Source organism: Allobosea sp. P4_C6 (assembly GCF_056402015.1).
Map to the genome: position 1 here is coordinate 1 of NZ_JBFUIF010000023.1, position 18,078 is coordinate 18,078.

Genomic DNA, 18,078 nt, shown 5'->3' on the forward strand with positions numbered 1-18,078 from the left:
CATGAAGACGACGCGGCTGGAGACGTCACGGGCGAAGCGCATCTCATGCGTCACGATCAGCAGCGTCGCCCCGTCGTCGGCGATGCTCTTCACGGTGTTCAGCACTTCCTGCACCAGTTCCGGGTCGAGCGCCGAGGTCACCTCGTCGAGCAGCACGAGCTTGGGGTTCATCGCGAGCGCGCGGGCGATGGCGACGCGCTGCTGCTGGCCGCCGGAGAGCTGGCTTGGATGGTGATCGGCCCGCGCCGCGAGACCGACGCGGGCGAGCCACGTCTCCGCGATGGCGCGTGCCTCGGCCCTGGGGCGCTTCTGCACCTTGCGCAGGCCGAGCATGATGTTGCCGGCCGCCGTCAGATGCGGAAACAGGTTGAAGCTCTGGAAGACCATGCCGGTCATCGAGCGCTGGCGCGAAAGCTCGCGGTCGCCCAGCCGATGGCGGCGCTCATTCGTCGAGCGATAGCCGATCGTCTCGCCATCGAGCACGATGTCGCCGCCCTGGTATTCCTCCAGCAGGTTGACGCAGCGCAGCAACGTCGTCTTGCCCGAGCCGCTGGAGCCGATGATCGAGACCACCTCGCGCTGGTTGAGGTCGAGGTCGACCCCCTTGAGCACTTCGACGGGGCCGAACCGCTTCGTCAGGCCACGGATCGCGAGAAGGGGCTGCCGCTTTTCGTCCATCAATGCTGCCCCACGCGCCTTTCGACGATCTTGCCGATCTGATCCAGCAGGATGTTGATCGCCAGATAGAGGATGCCGGCGAAGAGATAGAACTGGATGGTCATGAAGTTGCGGCCGATGATCTCCTGCGTCTTGAGCAGGAGTTCGCCGACGCCGATCATCGACAGCAGGCTCGAGCCCTTGATCAGCTCGACGCCGGTATTGATCCAGGGGGGCAGCGCGCTGCGCGCCGCCTGCGGCAGGAGCACATAGGCGAGGAGCTGCGGGAAGGTCAGTCCGATGCTGCGCCCGGCTTCAGCCTGCCCGGGCGGGATGGCCTGCAGCGAGCCGCGCAGCAACTCGCCGATATGCGCGCCCGCGAACAGCGACAGAGCGAGAATGCCGGCCTGCGTCGGGCCGAGGCTGAGGCCTGCCACGGAGGGAATGTAGAACGCGGCGAGGATCAGCACGAGCACGGGGGTGCCGCGCATGATGTCGACATAGAGCCGGAACGGCAGCCGCAGCCACCAGGGTGCATAGGAGAGCTGGATGCCGACGAGCCCGCCCAGTAGCGTGCCGAACAGGATCGAGGCGGCCGCTATCGCGACGGTGAGGAGAAAACCGTCCCAGAGCGGCCAGCGGGCGATCCAGAGCTGATCGAGGAAAAGCTGCATGGCGCGCTCAGAACTTGGGGAAGCGGCGTTCGAGGCCGCGCAGCAGCATGGCGATGACCACGCAGGCTGCGATGTAAAGCCCGCTCGCCACGGTCCAGGTCTCGATCACGCGGAAGGTGTCGACATTGATCTTGCGGGCTTCGAAGGTCAGTTCCGGCACGGCGATGGCGGCGGCGATGGAGCTGTCCTTGAACATGCCGATGAAGGTGTTGCCGAGCGATGGCAGGACGTTGCGCAGCATGATCGGCGCGACCACCGAGACATTGGTCTGCAGCCGTGTCAGGCCGATGGAACGCGCGGCCTCGATCACGCCCTTCGGCACCGAGATCAGCCCGGCCCGGAACACCTCGGTGAGATAAGCGCCGGAATAGAGCGCGAGCGCGCCCGCAAAGCTCTGGTACTTGTCGAGCGTGATGCCGGCCTGGGGCAGGGCGAAATAGGCGAGCAGCACCAGCACCAGCAGCGGCAGGTTGCGAATCAGCGCGACATACAGCGCAGAGACGCTGCGCAGCGCACGATAAGGCGCGACGCTGGCGAAGGCCGACAGCAGCCCGAGAACGGTGCCGATCGCCACGGCGACGACGGCCAGCGCCAGGCCGAGTGCGAGCCCCGACAGAAGCTTGTCGAAGCTCGCCCAGACGGCGCCGAAATGCAGCGAATACTCCACGGAGCAGCGACCTGGGGCTCAGCGGAATTCCTGCGGGAAGCCGATCTTGGGCTCGGGCGGCGTCTCGCCGAACCAGCGCTCATAGGCGGCCTTGTAGATCGGGAAAGTCGTACCGGTCATCGACTCGCGGAGCGCCACATTGACGAAGTTGAGCCAGTCCGGATCGCCCTGCTTCACGATGCAGGAATAGGTCTGCGGGTTCCAGCTGTAACCGGAATCCACATAGCGGTTGGGGTTCTGCTTCATATAGTACCGCAGCGAAGAGGAATCCGTCGCCGCGGCCTGGGCACGGCCCGAGTTCAGCGCCTGGTACATCAGGTCGACGCTCTCGAACTGGTCGACCTTGGCCTCGGGCAATGCATCCCTGACCATCTTCTCTGCGAACACATTCTGCAGCACGGAGATCGTGACCTTGCTGCCGGCCGCCTTCAGCGCCGCATAATCGGCAAAGGGGCCGCCGGCGACCATCATCAGGCTGACGCCCTCGCGATAGTACGGCACCGTGAAGGCGACCTGCTGGGCGCGCGCGGCCGTCACGGTCACGAACTGGCAGGCGATATCGACCTTGCCGGTGGCGATGTTCGGGATGCGAGCGTCCGATGCCTGATTGACGAACTCGATCTTGTTGGGATCGTCGAACAGGCCCTGTGCGATGATCTTGGCGATCTCGATGTCGAAGCCGACCAGCTCGCCCTTCTCGTTGCGGAAATGCCAGGGCGGGTTGGTGCTGCCCGTGCCGACGATGAGCTTGCCGCGGCTCAGCACCTCCTTGAGCTTGCCCTGTGCCGAGGCACCGGTGGCGGGCAGGAGCACGCAGGCGGCGACTCCGAGCCCTGCGGCGATCTTGATGAGATTCTGAAACATGGCTTCCCCTCCGCCTTTTGCTGAAAACCGCTCGATGGCCGGCGCAGCGGCAAGCAGACGACGCGCCGCCCTCCCCAAGCAAGATGCGCCTGTTTCGTGAGAGGAAACAGGATATTCGCGGCCGCGCTTCCCGGGCGCAGCTGGCCTCCGCATTATCGATGCGGCGCGTCAGCGTGGATCGGAAAGACCGGCCCGCGCAAACGCGTATAGGGCAACCCGGCGATCTTGCTGGTGCAGGGGCCGGGCGTCGTCACCGTGAAGCTGCCCTTGGCGATCTTGTCGTAGGCTCGCCGATGCGCCACCGCCGCCTTGACGCCGATCGCCTTCAGCGTCTCGGGATGGATGCCCTGCGAGCGGAATTGGCCGAGGTCGAAAGGCGGGGTCTTGCGGCTGGTCAGCAGGATGGTGACGCCGCCTGCCTCGACCACCACGCTCGGCCCCATGCTGAAGCGCGAGCCCTGCGAGGCGGCGAGGTGGCTATTCAGGTCCTCCAGCGCGAATTCCCCGTCGCTGGCGCTGACGAAGCGTGCCTCGATCTCGACCGGCCCTTCGGCAACGGCGCTGCCCTTGCCGCCGATCGAGAGCTTGCGGGTTTCACCGGGTTTCGCGCCGGTCATGGTCGCGACGGCCGCCGGATCGGCGATGGCGACCGCGCAATTCTCGACACGGTGGCGCAGGAAGGCCCGCAGCACCGAAGTGCCGTCTCCCGGCGCGCCGCCGCCGATATTGTCGGCCGGCTCGACCACGAGATACGGGCCGCCCGGAGACCGCAGGATCTCCGCGACCGCGTCGTCGATGTCCGACTCCGCCGGCAGGCCGTGATCGCGCAAGGTGACGGCCGTCTCGGTGAGTTGGGCGAGAGCGTCCCGCGCTTCCGCTTCCGCGCCGGTGAACGCTATCGCGAAGGCGACGCCGGCCTCGGCCACATCGGAGAAGGAATAGCCGCCGATGACGTTGGCGACCGGGATCGCCGGGTTCTCCTCCTCGATCCGTCGGGCCAGCGCCTCCAGGTCGCGCATGGGCCGGTCGGCGGTGCCGGTGCCGGTCGGAGGCCACATCACGGGCGCGTTGCAGGAGAGCATGCGCGGCAGGACGCTCTCCTTCAGGGCCTGCGCCAGCAGACGGGCCGAACGCACGGCGGATTCGCGAGCGTCCGTATGCGGGTTCTCGCGGTAGGCGACGAGGGCGTTGGCATGCTGTGCCATCGCCGCGGTAAAATTGGCATGCAGGTCGAAGACGCCGAAGACCGGCAGGGTCTCACAGCCCGGCACGGAGCGGATATGGGCGAGCAGCGCGCCTTCGGGATCCGGGCAGGCGGTCGTGACCATAGCACCGTGCAGCGCGAGCCAGATGCCGTCGAGGCCTCCGGAGCTGAGCGCTGCCTTCAGCCCGGCATCGAATTCCGACAGGAAGCGCTCGAAGACGGCGTGATCGACGGTTCCGGCCGGCAGCGCCGTGTAGTCGGCCGTCGGCACGACCTGCCACCCCTCGGCTTCGGCCACTTCGAGGAAGCCGTCGACCGTCGAGCCGTCGCCGCGCCGGCGCAACAGTTCCTCGCCGGTGCGGATGGTGAAATCGGCCAGCCCGGTAACCTCGTCGACGAAGCTATGCGTCTCGTGGAAGAGGGACCCCAGCAGGATCCGGCGAGGCTGCGGCATGTTCTGCGAGGCTCCCTGAAGCCTCCTCATCTCGGCCGCTGCGCTGTTCCGAATCAAGCTGGCATTGTTCCGCTCCAAGGAACGCGAGTGCTTTGACAGGTTGCGCCAACTCCCCGTTTCATGGTGCCGGCCGGCGCGCCGGAGAGAGCGATGCCGGCGCAGATCGGGACTAGAGGCAGATGCGCGTCTTCACTGCGTCGCTGGCGACGGAAACCAACACCTTCGCGCCGCTCTTCGTCGATCGCAGCGCCTTCGAGGGAGCCTTTTATTGCCCGCCGGGAACCCACCCGGAAACGCCGACCCTGTGCTCGGCGCCGATCGTCGCGGCGCGGCGTCGCGCCGCCAGCGAAGGCTACGAGCTGATCGAGGGGACGGCGACCTGGGCCGAGCCGGCGGGCCTTGTCTCGCAGGACGGCTATGAAAGCCTGCGCGACGAAATCCTCGGGCAGCTCGTGGCGGCACTACCGGTCGACATCGTCCTGCTCGGCCTGCACGGCGCGATGGTGGCGCGCGGCTATGACGATTGCGAGGGTGACCTGATCGCGCGGGTGAGGGCGCTCGCCGGGCCGGATTGCGTGGTCGGAGCCGAGCTCGACATGCATTGCCATCTCACCGCGCAGATGGTCGAGGGTGCCGACATCATCGTCGCCTTCAAGGAGTTCCCGCACACGGACTTTCTCGCGCGGGCCGAGGACCTGCTGGAACTCTGCCTCCGGACGGCGCGCAAGCAGGTCAGGCCCGCCAGCGCAGTGTTCGACTGCCGCGGGCTCGCCGCCTTCATGACCAGCCGGGAGCCCGGCCGCAGCTTCGTCGACCGGATCATGGCGCTGGAAGGGAGGGACGGCATCCTATCGATTTCGGTCGCGCATGGTTTTCAGGCCGCGGACGTCGCCGATGTCGGGACGAAGGTGCTGGTCATTACCGATGGCGACGAAGCGAAGGCCGCGGCGCTCGCCAGGGAACTCGGTCTCGAAATCCTGCGCTGGGGGAACGGCGCCTCGCCGAAGCACTACAAGCCGGAGGAGGGCATCGCGGCGGCGCTCGAACTGGCGCAGCCGGGAAAACCCGTGGTTCTGGCCGATCGCTGGGACAATCCGGGCGGTGGCGTGGCCGGCGATTCCTCGGTGATGGTCGAGGCGCTGCTGCGGCACCCGGACGTGCCCGCCGCGATAGGGGCGCTATGGGACCCCGTCGCGGTGGGACTCTGTAGAGCCGCCGGCGTCGGGACCGAAATCCCGTTGCGGTTCGCAGGAAAGGCCGCACCGTCCTCCGGCAAGCCGATCGATGCGACGGTCCAGGTCATCGGGACGACCGAAGACCTGCTGATCCCGTTCGCGCAGAGCTGGGTCTCGCTCGGCCCGGCCGCCGCGATCCGGATCGGCCTGCTCGACATCGTGCTGGCTTCGACGCGGGCGCAAACCTTCAGCCCGCCGGTCTTCACCGATCTCGGCGTCGATCTTGCCGCCAAGAAGCTGGTCGTGGTGAAGTCCTCGAACCACTTCCACGCCGCCTTCGCGCCGATCGCAGCGAGCGTGCTCTATCTCGACAGCGGCGGGCCTTATCCGCCGGATGCGAGCAAGATCCCCTATACCAAGGTCAGGCGCCCCTTCTCTCCGCTGGATTCGAACCCATGGCTGTAATCGCTTCTGCCGCCGCTCTGCCGCGTCTGTCGTTGGGCGAGATCGGGGACCAGCACCTCGACGATCTTATGAAGGGACTGCCGCCGGGCGCGAAGCTGCGGCTTGGCGATATCGGCCGGCAGGGCTGGAGCGTTCTCGGCGGCGACATGCCGATGCCGCTCGCGGTGATCCGCGAGAGCGCCCTGCAGGCCAATAGCGCCTGGATGAGCGCTTTCACCGCCGCCAACGGCCTGCTGATCGCGCCGCATGGCAAGACGACGATGTCGCCGCAGCTCTTCGACCTGCAGATCGCCGACGGCGCCTGGGCGATCACCGTGGCGACGATGCAGCAATTGGCGGTCGCCCGGCATTTCGGCGTGAAACGCGTCATCCTCGCCAACCAGCCGGTCGGGCGGCAGGAGATCGCTGCCTGCTTCGAGGCGCTGCGGGAACCTGGCTTCGAACTTTACTGCCTCGCCGACAGCGTCGCCGGGGTCGGGTTGCTCGCCGAGGCCGCGAAGGAGCATGCGGACGCCAACCCCCTGCGCATCCTCGTCGAGATCGGCTTCATGGGCGGGCGCACCGGCGCGCGGACCCGCGAGGAAGCGCTGGCCGTGGCGCGCACCGTCGCAGGCGCGCCGGGCCTGCGGCTCGCCGGCTTCGAATGTTTCGAGGGCCTGCACAGCGACACCGCCAATGCCGACAGGCTGCTCGGCGAAGTGGTCGCGGTTGCGACGGCTGCCGAGGGCGAGGGGCTCTTGGGGCCGGAACCGATGGTGCTCTCGGCCGGCGGGACCTCGCTGTTCGACCGGGTCGGCGAGGCGTTCAATGCTGCGGCCTTCAAGCGGTCGATCGTCAAGGTGCTGCGCTCGGGCTGCTACCTGACCCATGATTCCACCGTCTATTCGGCGGCGTTCCGGCGGATAACGCTGGAGACCAGTTTGAAGCTGCCGCCGGGTGGGTTGGAGCCGGCTTTGGAAGTCTGGGCCTATGTCCAGTCGCGGCCGGAGCGCGGGCGCAGCCTGCTCACTGTCGGCAAGCGCGACATCAGCTTCGATTCGGGGATGCCGGTGCCCTTGCGCTGGTACCGGCCGGGCGGGGCGATGGCGCGGCCGGAGCCGATGCCGGCCGGGCATAATGTGCTGGCGCTCAACGACCAGCACTGCCATCTCGGCACGCCCGATGAGAGCCCACTGCAGGTCGGCGACATGGTCGCCTTCGGCATCGGCCATCCCTGCACGACCTTCGACAAATGGGCGCTGCTGATGCTGGTCGACGACGACTGGCGCGTGACCGGCGCCATCCGGACTTTCTTCTGAAGGGAGCGCGCAGACTGTTCCTTCTGGTGAAACCTGTGATCCTTGACGCGAATTCGGGCGCTTCCTAGCCTGCGTTCGAGAGCGGGAAGGCCGTCACCAATCCAAACGGTAAGGTGGCCAAAGCATCGAGATCAGGAACCCGACGATGCCGCCCAACCCTTCGGGCAGCAGGCAAGGATCGGGCCGGATGCGCCGGCAAGCGTCATTGTGGGAGGATCGTTCGTGACCGCACCGTCATTCCTCGGGGTCGATGGCGAAGGCGAGCACGCGCCGTCGCGACGCAGTCTGCTGCAGCTGTTGACAGCCGGTAGCGCGGCCTTTGCCACGCCCGCCCTCTGGAGCGCGTTGGCGCACGGCCAGACCCCGGCCGCGGGCGGCACGCTGACGATCGGCGCCGATGCCGATCCGATCGGACTCGACCCGGTCACGGTCAACGCCTTCTCGTCCTACGACTTCACCAGTCTGCTCTATACCGGCCTGCTGCGCTGGAACGCCCAGATGAAGGTCGAGCCCGATCTGGCGACGGGCTATGAGCAGCCAGATCCAAAGACTTACGTCTTCAAGCTCAGGCAGGGTGTGAAGTTCCATAACGGCAAGGGCTTCAGCGCCGAGGACGTGAAGCACACCTTCGACCGGATCATGAACCCGGCCACAGGCAGCCGCCTGCGCGCTTTGTATTCCAGCATCGAGTCGGTGACGGTGGTTGATCCCTTGACGGTCAGGTTTCAGCTCAACGCGACCGATGCGGCCTTCCTCAGCAATCTCGCCAGCAACCCCAATGGCGCGATCGTCCCGGCCGGAGTCGAAAACCTCGTCACCCAGCCGGTCGGCACCGGGCCTTTTGCCTTCGAGGCCTATCAGCCGAACCAGCAATTCTCGCTGGCGCGCTTCGATGGCTATTACGAGAAGGGCGAGCCCCATCTCGCGAAGGTGGTGTTCAAGTTCTACAAGGATCAGGCGACGCTGACCTCGGCGCTGCGCTCCCGCGCCATCGACATGACCTGGGTGAAGGACCCGAAGGTGGCGACCGCCATCTCGCGCGCTTCGCCGAATTTCGTCTCGGCGCCCGGCCAGACCTCGCGCACCTTCCCGATCTGGCTGAACATGAAGGCAAAGCCCCTGAACGACGTGAAGGTCCGTCGCGCGCTCAGCCTGGCAACGGACCGCAAGGCCTGCCTCGACACCGTGCTCGGCGGCTCCGGCAAGGTCGGCGCGATGATCCCGGAAAGCCAGGTCGGCGGCTATGACGGAGCGGGCGAGCTGCCCTATTACAAGCACGATCCGGCGGCGGCGAAGGCGCTTCTCGCCGAAGCCGGCTATCCCGGCGGCATCGATCTCGGGGACTATATCGTCGTCGCCGCCAATCCGCTTGACGTCGCCTGCGCGCAGATCCTGCAGCAGCAATGGCAGACGGCCGGGATCACCGTGAAGCTGGTGCCGATGGAGACCGCGCCGCTCCTCGCCAAATGGGCGAGCGGCGACTGGCCGACTCTGCTTTCCGTCGCGCTGTCCTGGACGCCCGATCCCGACGGGGTGTTCCAGTACATCACCTCGACCAGCGGCTACGGCAAGGCGATGGGCTCGAACGATCCCGAGCTCGACAAGATGATCGCCGAGGCGCGGGCCGAACTCGACACGGGCAAGCGCGCAGGAAAGAATCTCGAGATCCAGCGGCGCATCGCCGACAACGCTTATGTCATCCAGGTCTACCAATACCCGCTGCGCTGGGAGATCTGGTGGAACTATGTCCAGGGCTATGTGCCGCTGGCGGCGAACATCCGCTCCTTCGTGCGCACGACATGGCTGAAGAAGTAGGCTCTGCCTGCCGCCTCGCGGCGGAGGCATGCCGATGACGCGTTTCGTCCTCGGGCGCCTTGCCTGGATGGCGGCGATCCTGCTCGGCGTCTCCATCATCGCTTTCACGCTGATGCGCGCGATTCCGGGGGATTTTGCCATCGCGGCGGCCGGTTCGCAGAGCGTGGCGCCGGATGTACTGGCGACGATCCGCCGCGATCTCGGGCTCGACCAACCCCTGATGCGACAATATCTGTCATGGCTCGGGGCTGCGCTCACCGGCGATCTCGGCATCTCCTTCGTGACGCGCCGGCCGGTGCTGGGCGAGCTGCTCGATCGGCTCGCCGTTACCTTCCAACTCACGTTGATCGCCGCGATCATGGCCGTCGTGATGGGCATCGCCACAGGGCTGGCTGCGGCGCGGCTGCGCGGTGCGGTCGATTGGCTGGTCCGGCTTTGGAACGGGCTGATGCTGGCGGTGCCGAACTATGTCGTCGCGACGCTGATCGTGCTGCTCTTCGGCCTCTACTTCCCCGAGATCACGGTGCTCGGCTACACGCCCTTTCTCGAAAACCCGCTCGCCAATCTCTGCAGCATGCTGCTGCCTGCCTTCGCGCTGGCGCTCGCCGTCTCGGTGACGATCGCCGAAAACACGCGCGCCGCCGTGCTCGAGGTCGCCAATCAGGACTTCGTCATGGTCGCCCGCGCCAAGGGGCTGAGACCCGGCGCGATCCTGCGCGATTACCTGATGCGCAACGCGCTGACGCCGGTCATCACCGCCGCGGGCCTCAAGATCGCGGCGCTGCTCGGCGGCAGTATTCTGGTCGAAACCATCTTCGCCATTCCGGGAATGGGCCAGTACCTCTTCGATTCCATCAACAGCCGCGACTATCCGGTTATCCAGGCGATCGTGCTGGTCGCAGCCGGCATCGTCGTCCTGGTCAACACCATGATCGACATCGCCTATGCGCGGGTCGATGCGCGGGTGCAGATGTGAGCGGCGCCGTGCAGGAGAACATGCCGGCTGCCGCGGCGGCCCCTCCGAGCGAACGCAAGGCGGCCGGGATCACACAGGGCTGGCTGCTGCTCGGCCTGGGGCTGGCCATGCTGGGGGCGATGCTGATCGTCACCGTCTTCGCGCCGCTGGTCGCGCCCTATGCTCCCTCCGCGACCTCGCCGGATTCGCTCGCTCCGGCGAGCGCCGCCCACTGGCTCGGCACGGATTCGATCGGGCGCGACGTCCTGAGCCGCCTGATCGTCGGCGGCCGCACGACGCTGCTGATCACGGTGACGGCGGTGTTCATCGCGCTGGTGGCAGGGCTGATCCTGGGGCTCGCTGCCGGCTATCTCGGCGGGTTCGTCGACGAGATCGTCATGCGCCTGCTCGATGTCGTCTTCGCCTTTCCGGTGCTGCTTCTGGCAATCGCTGTCGTCGCCGCACTCGGGCCAACGGTGCCGAACCTGATCCTGACCATAGCCATCGTCTACACGCCGGCGATGGCGCGGGTGGTGCGGGCGCCGGTGCTCAGCGTCAAGCAATGGGACCATGTCGAGGCGGCGCGCAGCGTCGGCATGAGCGAGATAAGGCTGGTGCTGCGCCACATCCTGCCGATCGTGGTCTCGCCGATCCTGGTCGCGACGAGCCTGACGCTGTCGCAGACGATCTTCACGGTAACGGCGCTGTCCTTCCTGGGGCTCGGCCCGCCGCCGCCCGATCCGAACTGGGGCGGCATGCTCTCGGAAGCGCGGCAGTTCATGGAGCTGGCGCCGCTGACGGTGATCGGCCCGGCCGCCGCGATCGTCTTCGCGACGCTGACCTTCATCATCATCGCCAACGGCCTGCGTGAGGTGCTCGACGTGGGGAGCGTGCGATGAAAGGGCCGCTTCTCCGGGTGCGCGACCTGACGGCGACGGTAACGACACGGCGCGAGATCATACAGGCCGTGCGCGGCATCTCCTTCGACATCAATGCCGACGAGGCGGTCGGCTTCGTCGGCGAATCCGGCTGCGGCAAGAGCGTCACCGCCAAGGCCCTGATGCGGCTGGCACCCGAGGGGGCCTCGATTGCGCTCGGCGGCTCGGTCGCGTTCTGGGGGCAGGAACTGCTCGGGCTCGCCGAGGAGGAGATGCGCGACCTGCGCGGCCGGCGCATCGCCATGGTCTTCCAGGACCCTATGACCTCGCTCAACCCGGTGATGAGCATCGGCGCGCAGATGGGCGACATGCTGCGCCGCCATCTCGGCTTGTCGGGCAAGGCAGCGCGCGAGCGCAGCGTCGAACTGCTCGATCTCGTCGGCATTCCCGATCCGGCTGGTCGCATCGACGATTTTCCGCATCAGTTCTCGGGCGGACAGCGCCAGCGCGTGCTGATCGCCATCGCGATCTCCTGCGAGCCGGACTTGCTGATCGCCGACGAGCCGACCACGGCGCTCGATGTCACCGTGCAGGCGCAGATCCTGCGGCTCTTGCTGCGCCTCAGGGAAGAGCGCGGCATGGCGCTCATGCTGATCACCCATGATTTCGGGGTCGTTGCGGGCATGGTCGACCGCGTCAACGTGATGTACCGCGGCGAGATCGTCGAGGCCGGACCGGTGGACGAGATCTTTGCAGCGCCGCAGCACGCCTATACCCGGGCTCTGCTCGATGCCGTGCCGCGCCTGCAGGATGCGAGGGCGGTCCGATGACCGCGGCACCCGGGCTTCGCGACCTGGCTGGGGAGCTCTCGATCGAGCCCGTGCTGCAAGTCCGCGACCTCTCTGTGCAGTTTCCGGGACGGCGCGGCGCGGCGCCGGTCACCGCCGTGGAGCGCCTCTCCTTCGATATCGCGCCGGGGCAGACGCTCGGTCTCGTCGGCCAGTCCGGCTCAGGCAAGACGACGGCAGGCCGCGCCATCCTGCAACTCCAGAAGGCGAGCGGGGGCTCGGTCAGGCTGCTCGGGCAGGAGTTGACCACGATGCGCGCCGGCGAACTGCGCCGGATGCGCCGGCACATGCAGTTCGTCCTGCAGAACCCCTATTCGAGCCTGCATCCGCGCATGACCATCGGCCAGATCCTGAGCGAGCCCCTGCAGGTCCACCGCAGCGTACCGGCGAACCAGATGCGCGCGCGGGTCGCGGAGTTGCTGGAACTGGTGAACCTCGATCCGGCGATGGTGCGGCGCTATCCGCACGAATTCTCCGGCGGGCAGCGCCAGCGCGTCGTCATCGCGCGGGCGCTCGCGGTCAATCCGGATTTCGTCGTCTGCGACGAGCCGGTCTCCGCGCTCGACGTGCGCACCCAGGCGCAGATCGTCGCGCTGCTGCAATCGCTGCAGGAGAAGCTGGGGCTGTCCTATCTCTTCATCGCGCACGACCTCGCCATCGTCCGCGAGATGGCGCATCGCGTCGCCGTGATGTTCCGCGGCCGGATCGTCGAGATGGGTAGTGCGCGCCAAGTGTATGACAGCCCGGCTCATCCCTATACGCGATTGCTGCTCGACGCCGTGCCGGTGCCCGATCCTGCCCTTCAGCGCGAGCGTCTGAGGCGGGCCCCGCCGGATCTGCGCTTCCTCGAAGGCGATGGTGGTGACTGCGTCCACGGGCTCGATCACAGTCGCGCCGGCACGCCCGAATGGCACGAAGTCTCGGAAGGGCATGGCGTCTCCTGCCGCTACTGGCCGACGGCGGGAGCACAGGCTGTCGCCTGACATCATGTTCCTTCAGATGGAACGTTGAATCCTTGACGTGAAATGGTTGCCGCACCTACGCTTTTCGAAGATTTCGCGGGCTCGTCTGCTTCGTGGCCGGGACCGGCGCAGCCGATGCCTGCAAGCTTCTGACAAGCCGTTCGCCCGGCATGGCCCGGGTGCTCGAAGCCGCTATCCGGGAGGTCGCTGTGCGTCTGGCGTTGATCCACATCGTTCAGGAAACGAACGACTTCAATCCGGTGCTGACCACGCTCGATGATTTCGAGGCGTTCGGCCTCTATGAAGGCGAGGACATCGCCCGGCACTTCGGCGAGATCGGACAGATCGGCGGGCATTTCGCCGCGATCCGCGAATCCGGCCTCGATATCGAGACGGTCCCGATCATCCGTGCCTGGGCGGTGGCCGGCGGGCGCATCTCGCGCGAGGCCTTCGACTTCTTCCAGGCGAAGATCCGCGCCGGCCTCGAGAATGTCGGGCCGATCGACGGGCTGGTGCTGCACCTGCACGGCGCCTGCGCGGCGGAGGGGGTAGACGATGTCGAGGGTGAACAGGCGAAACTTTGCCGCCAGATCCTCGGGCCGGACGTGCCCATCCTGCTCGGGCTCGATCACCACGCCAATGTCACCCACAAGATCATGGCCAACTGCACGGCCATCGTCGGCCACCGCACCCAGCCGCATGACGTGTTCGACACCGGCAAGGTCGGGACCGAGGTGCTGCTGCGCATCCTGACCGGCAAGCTCAAACCCGTCATGGCCTGGCGCAAGATTCCGCTGCTCTCACATCAGGAGCAGTTCCTGACCTCGAAGGGGCCGATGAAGATCTGGTTCGACCGGGCGCGGGCACTGGAGGCCAACCGCCGCGTGCTGCAGGCCTCGAACTATCCGATGCAGCCCTGGCTCGATGTCGCCGAAGGCGGTTGGTCGACGATCGTCGTCACCGATGGCGATAAGGCTTTGGCCGAGACGCTGGCGGACGAGCTTGCCGATCTCGCCTGGTCGATGCGCGATGACTTCCAGATTCGTGAAGCCGTCTCGGTCGACGACGCCGTGCGCAAGGCCGATGCGGCCGAGCGCGGCATGGTCGTACTGAGTGACACCGGCGACACCGTATTCGGCGGCGCGGCCGGCGACAGCAACCTGTTGCTGGAAGCGATGCTGCGGCTCGGCATCAGGAGCAAGGCGCTGATCCCGCTGATCTCGCCCAAGGCCGTCGCGACGCTGACCGCGGCGGGCGAGGGCGCCGAGGTGACCCTGCCGCTCGGCGGCGATGCGGCGACCGCCTTCTTCAAGCCGCTGACGGTGACGGGCAGGGTGCGGAAGCTCGGAGGCGGGTCGATCCCACTGAACTTCAATCATCAGCCGGAAGTCGACATGGGCCGGGTCGCCGTCTTCGATGTCGGGCCGGTGACGCTCCTGATCTCGGAATTGCGCGGCGTCGCGGGCAATGTGCCTGACGTTTACGAGGCCTTCGGCATCGACCTCTCCGACTACAAGATGGCCGTGCTCAAGACGGCCTCGAACTTCCAGTATTTCGACCGTATCTCCTCCGGGCTCGTGCGCGCCGACACGCGCGGGCCGGGCCAGTCGGATGTGTTCACCCTGCCGTGGCAGCGGATTCCGCGCCCGGTCTATCCGTTGGAGACAATAAGCGACTGGCGGGCGCATTCGTCCCAGCCGGGAGCGGGGACGAGCTGACGCGAAACCGAAGCACAACAAGAGGGGAAAGCGATGACAAAGCTGTCGCGACGTCAAATCTGCATGACCGGCCTTGCCCTTGCGGGGGCGGCCCCGCTGCTGGCGGCCTTGCCGGCTTCCGCCCAGCAGCTCAAGGGCGGCACTCTGCGTGTCGCCGTGCTGAACGAGCTGGCGAACTATGATCCGCAGCAGCTCTCCACGGTCAATTTCCATGTCATCAAGAACCTCTACGACAGCCTGATCGAGTACACGCCGGAGGGGAAGCCGGAGCCGAGCCTGGCGACCGGGTGGATAATCGCGCCGGACAAGACGTCGGTGACGCTGAAGCTGCGCGACGGCGTGACCTTCCATAGCGGCACGCCGTTCAAGTCCGACTCCGTGGTCGCCACCCTGCAGAAGGGCGCCGATCCCAAGCGCGGCAAGAACGTCTTTTCGACCATGGCGATCGTGAAGGATTGGTCGGCGCCGGACGAGCGCACGGTCACGATCAACTTCAAGGCGCCGGTGCCGGACCGGCAGATTCTAGACCTCCTGCAGTTCCTGATCCCGATTGACCCAAAAGGCATCGACACGGTCGAGACAGTTCCGGCCGGCACCGGCCCGTACACGCTGGTGAGCCGTGCGGTCGGGCAGGGGCTCGTTCTCAAGGCCAACCCGAAATACTGGCGCGAGAAGCAGCCGATCGCGCAGGACCTCGTCTTCACCGTCTTCAGCGAGGATGCGGCGGCGACCGCGGCGCTGGAGTCGGGCGCCGTCGACATCGTCTACAACGGCTCTTCGCGCAGCGCGGTCAGGCTCAAGGGCGCCGGCTATCAGGTCTTCGCCGGCCCCGGCCAGCTCGTCCAGGTCTTCCGGATCAACTCGACGCGCGGTCCCTTCCGCAACAAGTCGTTCCGGCAGGCCTTCAATTATCTGATGGACCGCGGCAGCATCCTGCGCGTCGGTTATGCCGGCATGGGGCAGGTGGTCGCCTTGCCCTGGGCGCCGGCGAGCCCGGCCTTCGATGCCAGCTACATCAAGACCTACTCCTTCGATCTCGACAAGGCGAAGAAGCTGCTCGCGGCCTCCGGTCTTTCGGCGGACGAGATGAAGGGCTGGAAGATCCTGGTGGACGGCAGCAACGAGGCTTCCGTGACGATCAGCCAGATCGTCCAGGGCTCGCTCGCCAAGGCCGGCATCCCGATCGAACTCGATATGCGGCAGGGCGCGGAATACGTCACGGCGCTGCTCGGCGGCGATTTCGCCGCGACTTTCGGCGCTGTCGGCAACGTCCAGAAGTTCCCGTCGCGGGTCACGACCAACTCGATCTACCGGACGTCGCAGAACCCGGTCCTCAAGGACCCGCACCCGCACCCGGACTATGTCGCCGCGATCGCCAAGGTCGACGGTGCCGCGGGCGGAGAGGCCGAGGTCAAGGCCGCCTACGACAACCTCAACCGGGTCATGGTGGACGAGGCTTTCGCGATCCCGACCAACTCCTACGATGTCGGCCTGATCGCCGCCTCGGAGAAGATCGGCGGGGTTACGCTCGACATCGACAACCTGTTCGTCGCGCGCACCATCGGGTTCAAGTGATGCGGCTGGCGGAAACGCGGCGGCGCCTCATCGGCGCCGCCTGATGCGGGAGAGCCTGGCCTCGCTCGGGCGCGTGCTGCGCCGGCTGCTGGCCCGGCGTGGCGCGGCGCTGAGCCTCGCCTTCCTCGCCCTGGTCGCGCTCACGGCGATCTTCGCGGGCATGCTGCCGCTTGACCCGCTGAGGCAGAGCATCGCGGATTCGCTGCAGCCGCCTTCGCCGGAATACTGGTTCGGCACCGACGAACTCGGCCGGGATATTCTCGCCCGCGTCGTCTATGGCGCGCGGACCTCGCTGGTCACGGCCTTCGGCGCGGTCCTCATCGCGGCGCTGATCGGCGTGCCCGTCGGACTCATCGCCGGCTTCTACGGCGACTGGCGGGACTCGCTCCTAATGCGCTGCATCGACGTGCTGCTCGCCCTGCCGAACATCCTCTTCGCCATGGCGCTGATTGCGGTGCTCGGCCGCAGCCAGGGGGCGGCGCTGATCGCGGTCGGCGTCGCCGGCATTCCCGGTTTCGCGCGCATCGCGCGGGCACAGGTCATGGCACTGCGCCAGCTCGATTTCGTCATGGCGGTGCGCGGCTTTGGCGGGCGCCCCGGCTACATCATGTTCCGAACGATCCTCCCCAACGCCTTGAGCCCATTGGTAGTTCAGGCGATCGTGCTGGCCTCGATCGCAATCCTGCTCGAGGCGGCGCTCGCCTTCCTCGGAGTCGGCGTGCCGCCGCCAACACCGAGCTGGGGCGAGATGCTGCGCACCGGCAAGTCCTATCTCTACGAGGCTCCCACCTATGCGGTGCTGCCCGGCCTTGTCCTGACGCTGACGATCCTGTCCTTCGACACGATCGGCCGGGCCCTGACCTCGCTGCTCGACCGCAACGAGACCGACGCCTCCGGCGAGACGATCGGGGCCAGGCGATGACGGCCTATATCCTGCGCCGCCTCCTGCAGATGCTGCCCGTGCTGCTGGCCGCCTCGTTTGCGATCTTCGCGATGATTTATGCGGTGCCAGGCGGGCCGGTCGCGGTCATCGTCGGGGAGAATGCGGGGCCGGAGGAGATCGCTGCGGCCATCCAGCGCTACGGGCTCGACCGCCCGATGGTCGTGCAATATCTCGACTGGCTCGGCCGGGCGCTGACCGGCGATTTCGGCCTGTCGCTGCATAGCCGCCAGCCGGTGCTACAACTGATCGGCGAACGGCTGCCGGCGACACTGCAATTGGCGCTGGCGGCGATCGTCGTGGCTCTGGCGATCGGCATCCCCGTCGCGATCGCGAGCGCCGTCCGGCCGAATTCCTGGCTCGACCGGCTGCTCAGCGGCTGGAGCGCATTGGCGCTGGGCGTACCGACCTTCTGGCTCGGCATCCTGCTGATCCTGCTCTTCGCCGTGGAGTTGCGCTGGCTGCCCTCGGCCTCGCGCCATGTGCCGCTCTGGGAGTCTCCGGCTGACGCGCTGCGCAGCCTGGCGCTGCCGGCGATCACGCTCGGCACCTATGTCTCGGGCATCCTGGCGCGGTTCCTGCGGGCATCTTTGATCGGCGAGGCGCGGGCCGACTATGTCCGCACCGCCCGCGCCAAGGGTGTGCCGGAAAGCCGCATCGTCGGCCTGCACATCATGCGCAATGCGCTTTTGCCCTTCGTCACCATCGTCGGTTTGATGATGGCGAATTTCATCGGCGGGGCGGTGGTGACGGAGGCGGTCTTCACCTATCCGGGGCTGGGGCGCCTGCTGATCCAGGCGATCAGCACGCGCGACTATCCACTGATACAGGGCTGTATCCTGGTGATCCTGATCGCCTATATGCTGATCAACCTCACGGTCGACGTGCTGTATGCCTGGATCGACCCGCGGATCGAATACCGATGAGCG

16 protein-coding genes are annotated in these 18,078 nt (G+C 66.9%); 11 read left to right on the forward strand and 5 right to left on the reverse strand.

Annotation, left to right across the window (positions count from 1 at the left end):
- The 5 genes from AC1DVA_RS17015 to AC1DVA_RS17035 form a co-directional block, all read right to left on the reverse strand.
- The coding region (locus AC1DVA_RS17015; RefSeq protein WP_476806649.1) for an amino acid ABC transporter ATP-binding protein at window positions 1-678 on the reverse strand (678 nt) is incomplete at its 3' end.
- On the reverse strand, window positions 678-1,331 hold the full coding sequence (locus AC1DVA_RS17020; protein WP_265053291.1) for an amino acid ABC transporter permease: 654 nt from the start codon (window positions 1,329-1,331) through the stop codon (window positions 678-680). The genes AC1DVA_RS17020 and AC1DVA_RS17015, both read right to left, overlap by 1 nt.
- Window positions 1,332-1,338: 7 nt before the next feature.
- Entirely contained in the window at window positions 1,339-1,998 is a 660-nt protein-coding gene (locus AC1DVA_RS17025) for an amino acid ABC transporter permease (RefSeq protein ID WP_476806650.1), read from the reverse strand.
- An 18-nt stretch (window positions 1,999-2,016) separates the two neighbouring features.
- Window positions 2,017-2,862 (reverse strand): transporter substrate-binding domain-containing protein, encoded by an 846-nt coding sequence (locus AC1DVA_RS17030; protein WP_476806651.1) that lies wholly within the window; start codon window positions 2,860-2,862, stop codon window positions 2,017-2,019.
- A gap of 152 nt (window positions 2,863-3,014) precedes the next feature.
- Window positions 3,015-4,520: a M81 family metallopeptidase gene (locus AC1DVA_RS17035; RefSeq protein ID WP_476806652.1), complete on the reverse strand. Its 1,506-nt coding sequence runs from the start codon at window positions 4,518-4,520 to the stop codon at window positions 3,015-3,017.
- Between the two features lie 179 nt (window positions 4,521-4,699).
- Here AC1DVA_RS17035 and AC1DVA_RS17040 point away from each other — a divergent pair, with 179 nt between their 5' ends.
- From AC1DVA_RS17040 to AC1DVA_RS17090, 11 genes are all read left to right on the forward strand, one after another.
- A complete protein-coding gene (locus tag AC1DVA_RS17040; RefSeq protein ID WP_476806653.1) occupies window positions 4,700-6,160 on the forward strand; it encodes a M81 family metallopeptidase in 1,461 nt (486 codons plus the stop codon).
- A complete protein-coding gene (locus AC1DVA_RS17045; protein WP_476806654.1) occupies window positions 6,151-7,458 on the forward strand; it encodes an alanine racemase in 1,308 nt (435 codons plus the stop codon). The genes AC1DVA_RS17040 and AC1DVA_RS17045 overlap by 10 nt, the downstream gene beginning before the upstream one ends.
- Window positions 7,459-7,680: 222 nt before the next feature.
- Window positions 7,681-9,273, forward strand: a complete 1,593-nt coding sequence (locus AC1DVA_RS17050) for an ABC transporter substrate-binding protein (RefSeq protein ID WP_476806655.1) — start codon at window positions 7,681-7,683, stop codon at window positions 9,271-9,273.
- Between the two features lie 34 nt (window positions 9,274-9,307).
- The gene (locus AC1DVA_RS17055; RefSeq protein WP_476806656.1) at window positions 9,308-10,249 is read left to right on the forward strand and encodes an ABC transporter permease; all 942 of its coding nucleotides are present in this window, start codon (window positions 9,308-9,310) and stop codon (window positions 10,247-10,249) included.
- Window positions 10,246-11,127, forward strand: a complete 882-nt coding sequence (locus AC1DVA_RS17060; protein WP_265053299.1) for an ABC transporter permease — start codon at window positions 10,246-10,248, stop codon at window positions 11,125-11,127. Before AC1DVA_RS17055 ends, AC1DVA_RS17060 begins: the two co-directional genes overlap by 4 nt.
- On the forward strand, window positions 11,124-11,936 hold the full coding sequence (locus AC1DVA_RS17065; protein WP_476806657.1) for an ABC transporter ATP-binding protein: 813 nt from the start codon (window positions 11,124-11,126) through the stop codon (window positions 11,934-11,936). The genes AC1DVA_RS17060 and AC1DVA_RS17065 overlap by 4 nt, the downstream gene beginning before the upstream one ends.
- Window positions 11,933-12,937 (forward strand): ABC transporter ATP-binding protein, encoded by a 1,005-nt coding sequence (locus AC1DVA_RS17070; RefSeq protein ID WP_476806658.1) that lies wholly within the window; start codon window positions 11,933-11,935, stop codon window positions 12,935-12,937. Before AC1DVA_RS17065 ends, AC1DVA_RS17070 begins: the two co-directional genes overlap by 4 nt.
- Window positions 12,938-13,029: 92 nt before the next feature.
- The gene (locus AC1DVA_RS17075) at window positions 13,030-14,634 is read left to right on the forward strand and encodes a M81 family metallopeptidase (protein WP_476806659.1); all 1,605 of its coding nucleotides are present in this window, start codon (window positions 13,030-13,032) and stop codon (window positions 14,632-14,634) included.
- 63 nt (window positions 14,635-14,697) lie between these two features.
- Entirely contained in the window at window positions 14,698-16,209 is a 1,512-nt protein-coding gene (locus tag AC1DVA_RS17080; RefSeq protein ID WP_476806660.1) for an ABC transporter substrate-binding protein, read from the forward strand.
- Window positions 16,210-16,252: 43 nt separating this feature from the next.
- The gene (locus tag AC1DVA_RS17085) at window positions 16,253-17,131 is read left to right on the forward strand and encodes an ABC transporter permease (protein ID WP_265053304.1); all 879 of its coding nucleotides are present in this window, start codon (window positions 16,253-16,255) and stop codon (window positions 17,129-17,131) included.
- Window positions 17,128-18,075 (forward strand): ABC transporter permease, encoded by a 948-nt coding sequence (locus AC1DVA_RS17090; protein ID WP_265053305.1) that lies wholly within the window; start codon window positions 17,128-17,130, stop codon window positions 18,073-18,075. The genes AC1DVA_RS17085 and AC1DVA_RS17090 overlap by 4 nt, the downstream gene beginning before the upstream one ends.
- The last annotated feature ends 3 nt before the right edge of the window (window positions 18,076-18,078 follow it).

Coding starts and splice junctions, on each gene's coding strand:
- AC1DVA_RS17020 (WP_265053291.1), bottom strand. CDS start 1,331: ATGCAGCTTTTCCTCGATCAGCTCTGGATCGCCCGCTGGCCGCTCTGG.
- AC1DVA_RS17030 (WP_476806651.1), bottom strand. CDS start 2,862: ATGTTTCAGAATCTCATCAAGATCGCCGCAGGGCTCGGAGTCGCCGCC.
- AC1DVA_RS17035 (WP_476806652.1), bottom strand. CDS start 4,520: ATGCCGCAGCCTCGCCGGATCCTGCTGGGGTCCCTCTTCCACGAGACG.
- AC1DVA_RS17040 (WP_476806653.1), top strand. CDS start 4,700: ATGCGCGTCTTCACTGCGTCGCTGGCGACGGAAACCAACACCTTCGCG.
- AC1DVA_RS17045 (WP_476806654.1), top strand. CDS start 6,151: ATGGCTGTAATCGCTTCTGCCGCCGCTCTGCCGCGTCTGTCGTTGGGC.
- AC1DVA_RS17055 (WP_476806656.1), top strand. CDS start 9,308: ATGACGCGTTTCGTCCTCGGGCGCCTTGCCTGGATGGCGGCGATCCTG.
- AC1DVA_RS17065 (WP_476806657.1), top strand. CDS start 11,124: ATGAAAGGGCCGCTTCTCCGGGTGCGCGACCTGACGGCGACGGTAACG.
- AC1DVA_RS17070 (WP_476806658.1), top strand. CDS start 11,933: ATGACCGCGGCACCCGGGCTTCGCGACCTGGCTGGGGAGCTCTCGATC.
- AC1DVA_RS17080 (WP_476806660.1), top strand. CDS start 14,698: ATGACCGGCCTTGCCCTTGCGGGGGCGGCCCCGCTGCTGGCGGCCTTG.
- AC1DVA_RS17085 (WP_265053304.1), top strand. CDS start 16,253: ATGCGGGAGAGCCTGGCCTCGCTCGGGCGCGTGCTGCGCCGGCTGCTG.
- AC1DVA_RS17090 (WP_265053305.1), top strand. CDS start 17,128: ATGACGGCCTATATCCTGCGCCGCCTCCTGCAGATGCTGCCCGTGCTG.